The sequence below is a fragment of the Micromonospora sp. BQ32 genome, from assembly GCF_059358895.1.
In genome coordinates, this window is record NZ_JCADBI010000012.1 from 37,609 (window position 1) to 52,944 (window position 15,336).

Below are 15,336 nucleotides of genomic sequence, written 5' to 3' on the forward strand. Positions count from 1 at the left end.
TCGTCCGGTTACGACCGTTGTCAGCCACGTTGCTGGCACATGTACTAGCTAATCTACGGCTTCACCGCAAGTGACCGACGCCGGGGCTGGGCTGGCGTGGCACTCGCGCTGCCTCGTACGTTCCCACCGATCGGGTTGCCATCCTCAGCCGTACGGTTGGTTATCCACAGGCTGAAGCGGTGGTTGACCGGCGAATCGCGGAGTTATCCACAGGAGCATCCCCAGCCTGGTGATCCGTAGTCACGGTCCGTATGAGTGTCAACTTGTTGTAATCAGGTGCCGACGGTCAGCGACCGAGGCGGCGGCGAACCATTCCGACCACCTCGGTGATCTCCCCGATCCGCAGCAGCATGGCCAGACCCAGATAGGTCCCGCCGATCACCGCACCACCGATCACCAACTGGACGATCGCCTCCAGGCGGCTCGGGGTGTCGTCACCGGGCAGCAGATTCACCACCAGCAGGCCGACCACTGCCGAACCGAGCGCCGCGACCGCCACCCTGCCGCCGGTCCGCATGATCTCGCCGAGGCCGATTCGACCGACGCGCGGCCGAAGTAGCCAGGCGGAGCCGATGGCGGCAGCCAGATAGGAGACCGCGTTGCCGATCATCATCCCGGCCCCGGCAAAGCTCGCCGAGAAGGCAGCGAAGAGCACGATCTGCACACCGATCCGCAGGGCCACCACGGGAATGTTGATCAGCGCTGGAGTGCGGGTGTCCGGTAGCGCGTAGAAGGCGAAGGTGAAGAGCTGGCTCACCGCGAACGGAACCAGCGCCAGCGCTGCGGCGAGCAGCACCACCGAGGTGGCGGTGGCGTTCTCCTCGTTGAAGGCGCCGAAGCGGAAGAGGGTGAAAGCGATCGGCGTGGCGAGGACGGCGTAGCAGACCGCGATCGGGGCGAGCACCGCAGTGACCGTGCGGGTACCCCTGGAGAGGTCCGCGGCGAGGTCGGCGTACCGGCCGTCGGCGGCGGCCGCGCTCATCCGCGGCATGAGCGCGGTGATGATCGAGACGGCGATGATGCCGTGCGCGGTCATCAGCAGCAGGAAGACGTTGTTGTAGATGAGCGGACCGGCGGCGTTCTCCTTGCCGGCCCGGTTGAGCAGATTGAACAGCACGATCAGGCCGATCTGGCTCACCGCGACGTAGCAGATCATCCAGGCCCCGAGGCGGCCCAACTCGCGCAGCCCGAGCGCGCGGAAGTCGAAGCGCAGCTTCCAGCGGAAGCCGACCTTGCGCAACGCCGGCAGCAGGCCCATCGCCTGGATGGCGACGCCGAGCAGGGTGCCACCGCCGATCAGCAGGATCCGCCCGGTGGTCATCTCACCTGGCTGGATGATCTCCGCGCCGAATATGGCGATGTAGAGGCCGGCGGTGCCGATCACCACGAGGTTGTTCAGAATCGGCGCCCACATCGGGGCGGCGAAGTGCCCCCGGGTGTTGAGCACCGCACTGATCAGTGCGCTGAGCCCCGAGAAGAAGATCATCGGCAGCATCAGGCGGGCCAGCCCGGTGACCAGCTTCGAGTAGTCGTCGGTCGACTCGCCGCTGCCGTAGAGCCAGGTCAGCGTCGAGGCGCCCGCGACCGCGAGCAGCGCCGCCACGCCGAGGGCAAGAACCGCCAGGGTCAGCAGCCGCTGGGCGTACGCCTGGCCGCCGTCGGCGTCGACCTTGCGGCGACGCACCAGCACCGGAATCAACACGCTGGTCAGTACGCCGCCGAGCAGGAACTCGTAGACCATGCCGGGCAGGATCTGCGCGGTGGTGTACGCGTCACCCACCAGCGCGCCGCCGAGCGCCGCCGCGATCACCAGGTTGCGCAGGAAGCCGGTACCCCGGCTGACCAGGCTGCCGATCGCCATCACCGCGCTGTTCGTCGCCGCGCTCGCCTCGGCCACCTGCTCCTGCGGCGGCGCGGTCGACTCCATGGCCGGCTGGTTCAGCGGCTCGGCGGAGATGAAGGTGGCGCCGTCCCCGGGACGGGCGCCGGCGCCGCCGTCGCTCGCGGCGTTGGCGCTGCGGTAGAGCCCGCCGCTCATCTCCAGCCTCCCAGGGGTACGTCGAGTCGGACACCGACCCGCACGCCACAGACCATAGTCAACCCCCACCCGTTACCCGCGCCCGGCGGATCGGATCACACCCCGGCCCGATAAGCTGGCGATCCCATGTCCGAAGCCTCCGCTCCTCACGCCGCCGACCGCCGCGAACTCACCGCCGCGCAGCGCAACGCCGTCGCCGAACTGCTCCGGGTGTCCCCGGTCGCCGACGAGTTGGGCCGCCGCTTCGTCCGCGCCGGTCACGAGTTGCACCTGGTGGGCGGTTCGGTCCGAGATGCCCTGCTCGGTCGACTCGGGGATGACCTCGACTTCTGCACCGACGCGCACCCCGACGAGACTCTGCGGATCATCAAGGGCTGGGCCGAGTCGATCTGGGAGACCGGACGCGAGTTCGGCACCATCGGCGCTCAGCGCGACGGCCTCCGGCTGGAGATCACCACCTTCCGCGCGGAGTCGTACGACCAGGTCAGCCGCAACCCGGTGGTGGTGTACGGCACCAGCCTCGACGAGGACCTGAAGCGGCGCGACTTCACGATCAACGCCATGGCGGTCAGCCTGCCCGACCACCGGTTCACCGATCCGCACGGCGGGCTGGACGACATCTCGGCCAAGGTGATCCGTACCCCGAGCACGCCGGGTGAGTCGTTCGGCGACGACCCGCTGCGGATGCTGCGGGCCGCCCGGTTCGCCGCCCAGCTGCGTTTCGCCGTGCACCCGGACGTGCACCTGGCGATGACCGAGATGGCCGCCGACCTGGACCGGATCACCGCCGAGCGGATCCGCGACGAGTTCACCAAGCTGCTCTGCGGCGCGGACCCGATCACCGGGCTGCGGCTGCTGGTCGACACCGGGCTGGCCGAGCGGTTCCTGCCGGAGCTGACCGGGCTGAAGCTGGAGATCGACGAACACGCCCAGCACAAGGACGTCTACGAGCACACGTTGACGGTCGTCGAGAACGCGGTCTCCTACGAGGAGGAGGGCTGCGACTTCATCCTGCGGATGGCCGCCCTGATGCACGACGCTGGCAAGCCGGCGACGAAGGCGGTCGGGTCCGACGGCCGGGTCAGCTTCCACCACCACGAGGTGGTCGGCGCCCGACTGACCAAGGCCCGGATGAAGGCGATGCGGTACCCGAAGGAGGTCACCGCGAAGGTGACCGCACTGGTCGCGCTGCACCTACGCTTCTACGGGTACGGGCGGGGCGAGTGGACCGATTCGGCGGTGCGCCGTTACGTCGCCGATGCCGGTGACCTGCTGCCCCGTCTGCACAAGCTGACCCGCTCGGACTGCACGACCCGCAACCGGCGCAAGGCCGCCCAGCTCGCGGCCGACTACGACGCGCTGGAGGATCGGATCGCCCGGATCGCGGCCGAGGAGGACCTGGCGAGGGTCCGACCCGACCTGGACGGCAACGCGATCATGGAGCTGCTCGGCGTACCGCCGGGGCCGGTGGTTGGGCGGGCCTGGAAGCACCTCAAGGAACAGCGCCTCGAGCACGGCCCGCTGGACCGCGACGCCGCCGAGGCGGAGCTGCTGCGCTGGGCCCGCGCCGAGGGCATCGTCGGCTGACGCCAGCCTGCCCGACGTCAGCTCCGCGTCCCATCTGTCCTTCACGTCGGCGCGGGCCCTCCTGTTACCCAAAGTAGTTCTCCCAGGCTGCTGCGGTACCCCCTTCACCCTGTGCCATCACTTATTGACACTGCGTTCCGGCGCTGCGAAGGTACAACCGCACATCGATGATGAGCAGCACGGGGGCGTGACGCGGTGACAATCGACCCGCTGGCAATGGGCTGGCACAGGCAGGCGCAGGCACAGTCAGGCGGCGGTGGCCGATTCTGGTCGGACCCTGGCGACTCGGTTCCTCGCGCTCCGGTTTCTTCGACCGGCGGTGTCTTCTCTGCGTCGACCGCTGATCCGTCGGTGGCTCGGAGCGACTCTCTACCCAACTAGTCCGCAGCGCGCTCCACGCTGGCACTGCTCGCCGGACCGCAGAAATGGCGTTCGCTGCGGACTCTCCTATGGCCGGCCTGGCTCATGGGCCCCTGTCCTGCCGAGCGTATTCACTGCCTTCCAAATTTCCATCCCAGCGACCGCCGGGATGGATCTCGGTGTTACTTGTGAAAGGGCGGTATCGTTGCAATCTCGAACCAGTGGCCGGTTGGCAATCGGAAGATTGCTGGCTGTCCTGCTCTTGGTCACCGCTGGCGCGGTCGGCCTTCCTGCACCCGCCGCCTACGGCGATGCGGCAGGCAAGGGCGGCGACTACGTACCGATCAACAAAACGGTCTTGCTGGACACGCGCAATGGCACCGGCGGCTATACCGGCCCTCGTGACGCGAACACCGTGGCGACGGTGGTCGCCCTCGGCGTACCTGGGATACCGGCCAGCGGGGTCAGCGCCCTCCTGGTCGATGTGTCGGCTATCAGCCCGACCCTCAACACCGTCGTGACCGTTTACCCTGACCAGACGACCAGGTCGACCGCTTCGTCGATCCATGCCTCCCCAGGAGAGGTCATCTCCAATTCCGTCGTGGTGAAGCTCGGCGCCAACGGGAAGGTCGCCGTCCACAACCAGGCCGGCAAGGTTCACCTCAAGTTGGACGTGCAGGGCTACTTCACTACGAACACCGGGACCATCGGCTCTGGATTCGTGTCGATGGACCACGTCGTGATGACGGACACTCGGGACCGACTGTGGGGACTTCCCAAGAAGTTGGCGAGCGGCGAGACGCGCAACGTCAGCCTGCAGCAAAGGAGGGTCGGGTCAGATCCGATTGTGCTGCCGAGTACAGCCAAAGCAGTCATGCTGGACGTGTCAGTGATCGGGGCGACGGACCGTGGCTGGCTGACCGTAGGGTCCGATGCCCTTTCTGCAACCGGTATCGACTATCTGCCAGGCAGCACGTCGATGGGATTGAGCGTCAAGCTCAACGGCAGCTCAACGGTGCAACTGACCAACAACGGATCGGCAGTCGACGTCGTCATCTCGGTACAGGGTTACTTCACCGATCAACCGACCACCGGCGCCGGTTTGCGTCCGATCCTTGCCAGCCGGCTCCTCGACACCCGCACGGTCAACGGTGCTGTTCCGGTCGCTGCTGGTAACTACATCGACGTTGCGGTGGGTGGCAGCAATGGGCTGCCCACCAGGGGAATCGCCGGCGTCGTTCTCAACGTCACGGCGGTGAACCCTGTTGCGAACGGCGCCTTCAGGATCGGACAGCCGCCAGCCGGTACCGATCCCCCGATCCCGGGGTCGACGCTTAACTTCACAGCTGGTCATCTAGCGCGATCCAGCCTCCTGGTATCCAAAGTGGACGCAGAGGGAAAGGTGCGTATCTGGAACAATTCCAGTGGAACGGTCCACGTGGTGATCGATCTTCAGGGCTGGTTCGCAGAGGCTGTTCCGCCGCTGCCGATCGCCGCGTACGCCCGGACCTCGGTGCTTCAAGCCCGGCCTTCCGGCACCGCCGTCGGAGCCATCGAGTACGCGTACGTGGATAACTCGGGACAATTGCGGATCGGACACCAGACCAGCCCGGACGACTTCAGCACCATCCAGTGGAACGCAGCGTCTGGACTGGAGGCGCTCACCGGGCAGCCGGCACTGAACCAGCCCGGCGGCAAGCCGGTCCAGGTGACCGCTCGGCACACCAACGGCACCATCTGGGCCGGTGGTCAGACGGCCGAGGGCGCGGCGACCTGGGGCCCCATCTCCACCATTGGCGGGTCAATGGCCGGTTCACCGACTGCGGTGACGCTCAGCGACGGCACCAGCGTGGTCTTCGGCATTGACATCGATGGTCGGCTTTGGCACTACCGACAGTCAGGCGCTAATCCGCAGTGGTCGGTTCTGGGTAGCGCTGGCCTGGTCGGCTCGGTCACTGCGGCGAACATTGGCACCGGTGTGCAGATCATCGGCACGACCGCGGCAGGTTCGATCAAAACTGCGATCTACGCCAACGACGGCTCCTTGGCGGCCTGGCGCGACCTAGGTGGCGTGCTCACAGGAAGCCCCGCCGCGGTCGTCTACCCCGGTCCCCGTACGGCGATCTTCGCCAGGGCCGCCGACGGCTCTGTCGTCACCAAGCAGCAGGACCTGGGAGGCGCATGGTCGTCGACCTGGATCAGCGTGGGCACCCAGGCCGCCGCAGGTTCACCGGCCGTCATCATCGACCCGGCACTCGGCCGGACGGCGGTGGTGGTCCGGGGTGTCGACAACGAGATCTACCGGGTCTTCGAGACCACTCTCGGCTCGGGCACCTGGGGGGAATGGGCCCGCGTCAGTCCGGACCTGAGCGACCCGGCCGCCACCGACCCTTCGGTCGCACCGATCAGCAGCAGTAATGGCAACGGCTGGATGATCGTTTACCGAAACCTCAACAACGGGATTCGCGTGTACGACCGTCAGATTCCTTCAGGCGGTGCGTCCATCGCGTCGACTCGAGAATTCTCCGGCCACGCCCTACCGACGCCTGTCTCCTGACCCGGTCAGCCTGACTGACGGCTCCCGCCACCGTGAGGTGGCAGGAGCCGTCAGTGCAGGACGTGGCCGACGGCGATGAAGGATGACGCAGACCACAGCTGTCTGGTCGACGACGAAACGCGAGCGGATCGACCGAATGGCTGAGGTGTAGCCCTTTGATCGTCATCCATGATGGCTGGGCGTCCGTCGGCTACCGGTGCACTGACACCGCCGCCGACCCCACCGCCCGTCCGGCCGTCCGGATTGGACGGGCGACGACCAAACGGGGAGATCACCTAGTGAAACGCCGTGGCGTGATACGCCGCTCGGCGGTGGCGAGCCTTGCTCTCGCCTCCGCAACCATCATCGTCAGCGCCGCGACCGGTGGGGCCGCCATGGCCGAACCGTCCGCTCCGATGGCGCCGAAGCCCGCAACCAAGTTGACCAAGCCGGACGCCCGGTTGGCCGCAGCCAAGCCAGCCGAGGTCGTACCGGATCGCTACATCGTGGTCCTCAAGGACAAGAAGACCACCCCCGCCAAAATCAAGGCCGCCGCTTCGGCTCTGGCCAAGGAGAACGGCGGCAGCGTTCGCCGGTTGTACAGCAACGCCGTCAACGGCTACTCCGCCGCGATGACCGCGAAGCAGGCCGGCAGGCTGGCCGCCGACCCGGATGTCGCATCCGTGGAGCCGGTGGTCCGTTTCCACAAGAGCGGAACGCAGAGCGCGCCGCCCTCCTGGGGCTTGGACCGGATCGATCAGGTTTCGCCCAAGCTGAGTGGCAGCTACACCTACCCCAACACCGGTGCCGGGGTGAAGGCGTACATCGTTGACACCGGCATCGACATCAGCCACAGCGACTTCGGTGGCCGTGCCTCGTACGGCTACGACGCGGTCGACCAGGACAATGTGGCGCAGGACTGCAACGGTCACGGCACGCACGTGGCGGGCACCGTCGGAGGCACGAAGTACGGCGTGGCCAAGAACGCCAGCCTGGTCGCCGTCCGGGTGCTCGACTGCGAGGGTTTTGGCACCACCGAGCAGGTCCTGGCCGGGATCGACTGGGTGACCGCCAATGCGCAGAAGCCTGCCGTGGTCAACATGAGCCTCGGCGGGCCGCACGACCCGGACTACCCCGCGATCTCCAACGCGGTCAGCAACTCCATCGCCACCGGTCTCACCTACGCGGTGGCCGCCGGCAACGAAGCGGACGATGCCTGCTCGTACACCCCGGCCAGGGTGTCGGCGGCGATCACCGTCGGAGCTACCGACAGGATCGACCGTCGGGCCTCGACCGAATACTTCGATTCGAACTACGGTCCGTGTGTCGACGTCTGGGCTCCGGGCGTGGACATCGTCTCGGCGGCAAGCGGGACCACCGACGGGTCGGTGGCCTTCAGCGGGACCTCGATGGCGGCACCGCACGTGGCCGGAGCCGCTGCGCTGCTGCTTCAGTCGAACCCGACGTGGTCCCCGTCGCAGGTGCGCAACACGATCGTGACCCGGGGGCTCGCTGGCGCTGTGCTGAACCCGCAGGGCGGGGTGGACCGTCTGCTCAACGTCGCGTCGGCCCTCTCTCCCGCGCGTACCTCGCACGGCCTGCTGGCGCGTTCCAACGGCTATTTCGTCTCGGCTGACGGTGCGGGCAGCAAGCCTCTGGCCGCCGTCGGCCCAGTGCTGGGCGGCTGGGAGAAGCTCGACATCGTCGACGCTGGCAGCGGCTTGGTCGCGCTGCGGGCGAACGTCAACGGTAAGTACGTCAGCGCCAACGGTGCCGGCAGCAAGCCACTGATCGCCGCAGCCGCGTCGGTGAGCACCTGGGAGAGGTTCCAGCTGGTTCACAACATCGACGGCACGGTGAGCCTGAAGGCCACGGTCAACAACAAGTACGTCAGTGCTCCCAACAACGGTGGCCCGCTGATTGCCAGCGCGGCGACCGCCAGCACCTGGGAGAAGTTCGACCTCGAGACGAACCTGATCGTCAGCTTCAAATCGTCCGCCAGCGGCAAGTACGTCTCCGCGGACGGTGCCGGGAGCAAGCCGCTGATCCCGTTGGCCGCGTCGGTGAGCACCTGGGAGAAGTTCGAGCTGTTCGATCTGGACTACTACGGCTACTTCGGCCTGCGTTCGTTGGCCAACGGCAAGTGGGTCTCGGCGACCGGTGCTGGATCGAAGCCGCTGGTTGCCTCGGCCGCCGGAATCGATGCCTGGGAGGCATTCACCTTCTGGCACCGCGGTGTTGGGGCCACGGACGGGTCGGGCTGGATCAACGCGATCGTCGACGGGCAGGCGGTCAGTGCCGGCAGCGCCGGCACCAGCCAGCTGATCCCGAACAAGGACTTCGACTTCTGGGCTCCGGACTTCGGCCTCTCGGCGGGCGAGCGCTACGTCCTCAACCTCGCCTGAACCAGTCACTGATTACCACCGGCGCCCGCCGGCACCCCTCCCTCGGGAGGCGGTGCCTGCGGGCGCCGGCCGTTCGTGGGTCATCTGGTGCCGGTCAGAGCCCTGACGGTCGGCCGGTCCCTCGGGCTCAGCGCGAGATGGTGCTGCCGTCCACCGTGTCGACCCCGGTGGCCGGCGCGGTGGCGTCGGTCCGTCCGGCGCCGAGCCGTGCCAGCAGGCCGGGCAGGTCGATCCCGGTGAGGTCGCTGCCGAGCTGGAGGCCCTGGGCCACGTTGCCGGCCACCGACTTCGTGAGCGACGACGCGCCGTCGGTGGAGATGACGGTCATCTTGTCGATCGCCCCGATCGGGGCACTGGCCGCCTCGACGACCTGCGGCAGCACCTTGACCAGCAGGTCCAGCACGGCCGCCTCCCCGTACGCGGCGAACGCCTCGGCCTTGCGCGCCATCGCGTCGGCCTCGGCCTCACCCTTGGCCAGGATGGCCGCGGCCTCGGCCTGACCTTCCCGCTCCACCGCCTCGGCGATGGCGGAGCGTCGGCGCTGCTCGGCCTCACCTTCCTTGGCACCCTCGATGGCGTTGGCCTCGGCGAGCGCGGCCCGCCGGGCCCGCTCACCCTCACCGGTGAGGCGGGCCTGCTCGGCGGAGGCCTGCGCGGCGGCGATGACGGACTGGCGCTGCGCGTCCGCGTGCAGCACCGCCGCGTTGCGGGACGCCTCGGCCTCCTGCTCCACCTTGTACCGGGCCGCGTCGGCCGGCTTGCGCACCTCGGTGTCGAGTTGGCGCTGCTTGAGTTCAGCGTTGCGCTCGGCCACCTTCTGCTGTTCGGAGAGGATCGCCTGGTCCCGCTCGGCCTGGGCGAGCGGTCCGGCCGCCGCGGACTTCGCCTTCGCTGCGTCGATCTCGGCCTGGATGCCGGCCTGCTTGAGGGCCAGGTTGCGGTTCGCCTCGGCGATGGCCTCCTCGGCGAGCAGCCGTTCCTGCTCCGCCTGCTGCCGGGCCCGCGCCTCGGCGATCGCCGCGTCCTTGAGCACCCGGGCGGCCTCGGGTCGGCCCAGGTCCTGAAGGTAGGAGCCTTCGGCGAGGATGTCCTGGAGCTGGAAGGTGTCCAGCACCAGACCCTGGTTGGTCATCGAGTGCTCGGCCTCCTCGGCGACCGCGCTGGCGAACGCCGCCCGGTCCCGGATGACCTCCTCGACGGTGAGCCGGCCGACGATCGAGCGCAGCGCGCCGGCCAGCACCTCCCGGGTGAAGTTGTCGATCTCGTCCTGCTGGTGCAGGAACCGTTGTGCGGCGGCCCGGATCGCGTCCTCGGTGCCGCCGACCTTGACGATCGCCACGCCGTGCAGGTCGGCGCGGATGCCCTGCTTGCTCACGGCGCCCCGGATGCCGACGTCGATCCGCCGGCTGGACAGGTCGAGCGACTGGAGCTTCTGCACCACCGGCAGCACGAACACCGAGGCGCCCAGCACGACCTTCTGCCCGGAGTTGTCGGTGGACCGCCCACCGTCGGCGGTCTGCGTGGTGCGGCCCTTGCGACCGGTGACGATGAACGCCTCGTTCGGGCCGGCCACCTTGATCCGGGAGAGCACGAAGAGCACCAGGATGAGCACGAGGAGGACCGCGCCACCGATGGCGATGAGTAGAGCCATATAAGGAGTCCCGTCTACGAGGGGGGAGGTCAGTAGGTCTCTACGTGCACGCTGGTCTCGCTGAGCGCCTGTACGACGAAGACCTGGGCGCCGATCGGGATCGGCTGGTCCGCGCGGGCGCTGAGCTTGACCGGTTGGCCGGCGAGGCGAATGCGAACCTCGCCGTACCCGTTGGCCGGCACCGGCGTGACGACCAGGCCGAGCGCTCCGACCAGGTCGTCGCGGGTGGGGGTGGGGTCGGTGCGCATGTTCCTGGCCGCCCGGCTCAGCCGGGAGGCCAACCAGCCGGTGGGCACGGCGGCGAGCACGCCGCCGGCCACCGCCCCGACGACCATGCCAGGTGTACGCGCGCCGAGCAGTTCGTTGACGATGGCGCCGCCGAACCCGAACGCCCCGGCGAAGCCGGCGACCGTCTCGACCGAGATCGGCCCGTCCACGTCGGCGTGCCCGAAGTGGAGCAGTTCGGTGCCGAGCAGGGCGAGCGCGAGCACGCCGATGCCCGCCCCGCCGATGATCAGGAAGATGAGCGTCCCCGTTGCCACGACCAGCACGGTATCGACGTCCCGCAACGTTTCGATGCCCGTGGTTCTGTCGGCCAACCGACGACGACACGGGTGCGTGTCGACCGAAAAGCCGAGGTGGGTGTGGCTGGCGATCGTCCATCATGACTGAGCGCCGCCGCAGTCGCACGCATCGATGCGATACCGGCCGTGCGCATGTCTGACCATCCGCGGGGGATGGTCAACGAGACACGGGGAGTTCTTTCTGTGAAACGTCGTGGCGTCATTCGCCGCTCGGCGGTGGCGGGCCTAGCACTCGCCTCCGCAACCCTCATCGTCAGCGCCGGCACCGGTGGCGCCGCGCTGGCCAAACCATCCGCCCCCTCCTCGGCGGGGTCTTCCCAGCAGGCTGCGGAGACGCACGCCAAGCGCCCCCAGACCAAGCCCAGTGCCGTCGTGCCGGACAGCTACATCGTCGTCCTGAAGGACAAGAAGGCCACTCCAGGGCAGCGCAGGGCCGCCGCCTCGGCGTTGACCAAGAGCAACGGCGGCACGGTCCGTCAGGTCTTCGAGAAGGCACTCAACGGCTACTCCGTCACGATGACCCGTCAGCAGGCGTCCCGGTTGGCAACCAACTCGGACGTGGCCTACGTGGAGCCGGTACGGACCCTGTCGACCAGCGGGACGCAGACCGCGCCACCCTCGTGGGGCCTTGATCGCGTCGATCAGGTCTCGCCGAAGTTGAACGGCTCGTACTCCTACCCGAACACGGGCGCCGGGGTCACCGCCTTCGTGATCGACACCGGCATCGACGTGGCCCACGAGGACTTCGGTGGCCGGGCCGTCTCCGGGTACGACTTCGCCGACCAGGACGACGTCGCCGAGGACTGCGATGGGCACGGCACCCACGTGGCGGGCACCATCGGCGGCACCCGGTTCGGCGTGGCCAAGGAGGTCAAGCTCGTCGCTCTGCGGGTCTTCGACTGCGACGGCAACGCCCGTACGGACGACATCGTCGCCGCGATCGAGTGGGCGACCACGCACAAGACCGGTCCGTCCGTGGTCAACATGAGCCTCGGTGCCTACGACAGCGGCACCTTCCAGGCCGTCGCCAACGCCATCAACAACTCCGTCGCCTACGGCCTGACCTATGCGGTCTCCGCCGGCAACGATTTTGACGATGCCTGCTCCTACACTCCGGCGAACGTGTCGGCCGCGATCACCGTGGGCGCGACCGACATGGTCGACTACCGGTCCTGGTGGACCAACTACGGCAGATGCATCGACATCTACGCGCCGGGCATGAGCATCGTCTCCGCCGCAGCCGGCACCGGCAACGGTTCGGTGTCCTTCAACGGCACGTCGATGGCCAGCCCGCACGTCGCGGGGGCCGCGGCGCTGCTGCTCCAGGCCAATCCGATCTGGACCCCGGCGCAGGTCCGGGACACCATCGTCACCAGGGGCATCGCCGGTGCCGTGCACAACCCGTGGGGCGGTACGGACCGACTGCTGAACGTTGCGGCTGCCGTCTCGCCGGCGCGTGACTCGCACGGGTTGCGGGCACGCTCCAACGGAAAATTCGTCTCGGCCGACGGCGCTGGCAGCAAGCCACTGGTCAACAATGGCCCCGCGCTCGGCGGGTGGGAGAAGCTCGACGTCGTCGACGCGGGTGGCGGTCTGGTCGCGCTGCGGGCGAAGGTCAATGGGAAGTTCGTCTCGGCCGACGGCGCGGGCAGCAAGCCGCTGATCGCCAACCGGTCGTCGATCAGCTCCTGGGAGAGATTCCAGCTGATCGACAATTCGGATGGCACGGTGAGTCTGAAGGCCACGATCAACGGCAAGTTCGTGACCGCACCGAACACCGGTGGTGCGTTGATCGCCAGCCGGCCGAGCGCGAGCACCTGGGAGAAGTTCGACGTCGAGGCGCCGAACCCGATCGTCAGCATCAAGTCGGCCGCCAGCGGCAAGTATGTCTCCGCCGACGGTGCGGGCTCGAAGCCGCTCATCCCGCTGGCCGCCTCGGTCAGCACCTGGGAGAAGTTCGAGATGGTCGACATCGACTTCGGCTTCTTCGCGCTCCGCTCGCTGGCCAACGGCAAGTACGTCAGCGCCGAGGGCGCCGGCAGCAAGCCACTGGTTGCGTCAGGTCCCGCCGTGGCCGACTGGGAGGTCTTCGACGTCCGCTGGTACCGGGGCGACGGATCGATCTGGTTGCGGGCGTACATCGACGGGCAGGCGGTCAGCGCGGGCAGCGCCGGCACCAGCCAGCTCATCCCGAACATGAACTTCAACGCCGCTCTCGACGACTTCGGTCTCACGGCTGGCGAGCGCTTCTTCGTCAACCCGGCCTGATCGGCCTTCGCACCACCGAATCAGTTCTCAGTGCCCGCCGGCGTCGCCCTTACCGGGCGGCTCCGGCGGGCACCGCCCGTCTGGCCACTTCGAGCGCAACGGGCGGCACTCCGAGTGGTTCTGCACCCGCCCCGGGACCGGGCGGGCCTGTCCCGTGCAACAGCGGCATCGGGGACAATGGGTTGATGCGCTGGACCGTGCTCCACTCGCCGATCGGCGAGTTCACCGTCGCCACCGACGGCACGAGCGTCTGCGGCGCGCACTTCGGCCGCGTCGAGGCGGCCACCGAGGAGCCCGACGACGCGTTGTCCCGGCAGGCCGTCGACGAGTTGCGGGCGTACTTCGCCGGCGAGCTGACCGCGTTCACCGTCCCGGTGTCGGCGCCGCGCGGCTCCGACTTCGAGCGTGCCGTGTGGCGGGAGATGACGCGGATTCCGTACGGGGAGACGCTCACGTACGGCGAGGTGGCCCGCCTGGTCGGCGATCCCGGGGCGGCACGGGCCGTGGGCGTCGCCTGCAACCGCAACCCCGTGCCGGTGATCGTGCCGTGTCACCGGATCGTCGGCGCGGGTGGCAAGCTGGTCGGCTTCGGCGGGGGTCTGCCCCGCAAGGTCACGTTGCTGGAGCTGGAGGCCGGGGTCGCCCTGCGACACGCCTGGTCCTGAGTCGTCCCGCGGCGTCCCCCCGGCCGGAAGGAAGCGTTGACTGGGGGCGGGGATCACCGGACAGCTTTCGTACCCAGGACCGGAGCGGACCCACGGCGAAGGGCCGGGTCCGTGCGGACCCGGCCCTTCGACCTGCTTGCTGGTTCAGCGCGTCAGCGGGTGACCTCACCGGCGATGAACTCCTCGACGGCCTGGTGGGCGTCGTGGTCGGCGTACTGCACCGGCGGGGACTTCATGAAGTACGACGAGGCCGACAGGATCGGGCCGCCGATCTTCCGGTCCAGGGCGATCTTCGCGGCCCGGACCGCGTCGATGATGACGCCGGCCGAGTTCGGAGAGTCCCACACCTCGAGCTTGAGCTCGGCGTTGAGGGGGGTGTCACCGAACGAGCGGCCCTCCAGGCGGATGTAGGCCCACTTGCGGTCGTCCAGCCACGGCACGTGGTCCGACGGGCCGATGTGCACGTCGCTCTTGCTCATTTCGTGCGGGATCTGCGAGGTGACCGACTGGGTCTTCGAGATCTTCTTCGAGACCAGCCGCTTGCGCTCCAGCATGTTCATGAAGTCCATGTTGCCGCCGAAGTTGAGCTGGTACGTGCGCAGCAGCTCGACGCCGCGGTCCTCGAAGAGCTTCGCGAGGGCGCGGTGCACGATGGTGGCGCCGACCTGGCTCTTGATGTCGTCACCGACGATCGGCAGGCCCGCGTCGGTGAACTTCTGGGCCCACTCCGGGTCCGAGGCGATGAAGACCGGCAGGGCGTTGACGAACGCGCAACCGGCGTCGATGGCCGCCTGGGCGTAGAACTTGGCGGCCTGCTCGGAGCCGACCGGCAGGTAGCAGACAACGACGTCGACCCGCGCGTCGCGCAGCGCCTGCGCCACGTCGACCGGGGTGGCGTCCGACTCCTCGACGATCTCGCGGTAGTACTGGCCCAGGCCGTCGAAGGTCGGACCGCGCTGCACGCTGACGCCGGTCGGCGGCACGTCGCAGAGCTTGATGGTGTTGTTCTCGCTGGCGACGATCGCCTCCGCGAGGTCCATGCCCACCTTCTTGGCGTCCACGTCGAATGCCGCGACGAACTCCACGGCGTTGACGTGGTAGTCGCCGAAGGCGACGTGCATGAGACCCGGGACGCGGTCGTTCGGGTTGGCGTTCCGGTAGTACTCGACGCCCTGAACCAGGGACGAGGCGCAGTTACCCACACCGACGATGGCGACGCGGACGGAGCCCATAGCGTCTGCC

9 protein-coding genes are annotated in these 15,336 nt (G+C 68.3%); 5 read left to right on the top strand and 4 right to left on the bottom strand.

Annotated elements, in window-relative coordinates:
- Positions 1 to 286: 286 nt before the first annotated feature.
- Positions 287 to 2,038 (bottom strand): murein biosynthesis integral membrane protein MurJ, encoded by a 1,752-nt coding sequence (gene murJ, locus AC5L30_RS21860; protein WP_494869481.1) that lies wholly within the window; start codon positions 2,036 to 2,038, stop codon positions 287 to 289.
- Between the two features lie 126 nt (positions 2,039 to 2,164).
- Between murJ and AC5L30_RS21865 the strand changes: the two genes are divergently transcribed.
- The 3 genes from AC5L30_RS21865 to AC5L30_RS21875 all read left to right on the top strand — a co-directional run bounded on the left by AC5L30_RS21865 (position 2,165) and on the right by AC5L30_RS21875 (position 8,926).
- Positions 2,165 to 3,625 carry a CCA tRNA nucleotidyltransferase gene (locus tag AC5L30_RS21865; protein ID WP_494869482.1) on the top strand — a complete coding sequence of 487 codons (1,461 nt, stop codon included), beginning with the start codon at positions 2,165 to 2,167 and terminating at the stop codon, positions 3,623 to 3,625.
- A gap of 604 nt (positions 3,626 to 4,229) precedes the next feature.
- Positions 4,230 to 6,542: a DUF8189 domain-containing protein gene (locus AC5L30_RS21870; protein ID WP_494869483.1), complete on the top strand. Its 2,313-nt coding sequence runs from the start codon at positions 4,230 to 4,232 to the stop codon at positions 6,540 to 6,542.
- A gap of 311 nt (positions 6,543 to 6,853) precedes the next feature.
- The gene (locus AC5L30_RS21875; protein ID WP_494869485.1) at positions 6,854 to 8,926 is read left to right on the top strand and encodes a S8 family serine peptidase; all 2,073 of its coding nucleotides are present in this window, start codon (positions 6,854 to 6,856) and stop codon (positions 8,924 to 8,926) included.
- Positions 8,927 to 9,053: 127 nt separating this feature from the next.
- Here the strand turns inward: AC5L30_RS21875 and AC5L30_RS21880 are convergent, their stop codons facing one another.
- A complete protein-coding gene (locus tag AC5L30_RS21880; RefSeq protein ID WP_494869486.1) occupies positions 9,054 to 10,577 on the bottom strand; it encodes a flotillin family protein in 1,524 nt (507 codons plus the stop codon).
- A gap of 29 nt (positions 10,578 to 10,606) precedes the next feature.
- Positions 10,607 to 11,128 (bottom strand): NfeD C-terminal domain-containing protein, encoded by a 522-nt coding sequence (locus AC5L30_RS21885; protein WP_494869678.1) that lies wholly within the window; start codon positions 11,126 to 11,128, stop codon positions 10,607 to 10,609.
- 216 nt (positions 11,129 to 11,344) lie between these two features.
- Here AC5L30_RS21885 and AC5L30_RS21890 point away from each other — a divergent pair, with 216 nt between their 5' ends.
- A complete protein-coding gene (locus AC5L30_RS21890; protein ID WP_494869487.1) occupies positions 11,345 to 13,429 on the top strand; it encodes a S8 family serine peptidase in 2,085 nt (694 codons plus the stop codon).
- Between the two features lie 185 nt (positions 13,430 to 13,614).
- On the top strand, positions 13,615 to 14,094 hold the full coding sequence (locus AC5L30_RS21895) for a methylated-DNA--[protein]-cysteine S-methyltransferase (protein WP_494869488.1): 480 nt from the start codon (positions 13,615 to 13,617) through the stop codon (positions 14,092 to 14,094).
- Positions 14,095 to 14,246: 152 nt separating this feature from the next.
- Here AC5L30_RS21895 and AC5L30_RS21900 read toward each other — a convergent pair whose 3' ends face one another.
- Entirely contained in the window at positions 14,247 to 15,326 is a 1,080-nt protein-coding gene (locus AC5L30_RS21900) for an inositol-3-phosphate synthase (RefSeq protein ID WP_494869489.1), read from the bottom strand.
- Between the last annotated feature and the right edge of the window lie 10 nt (positions 15,327 to 15,336).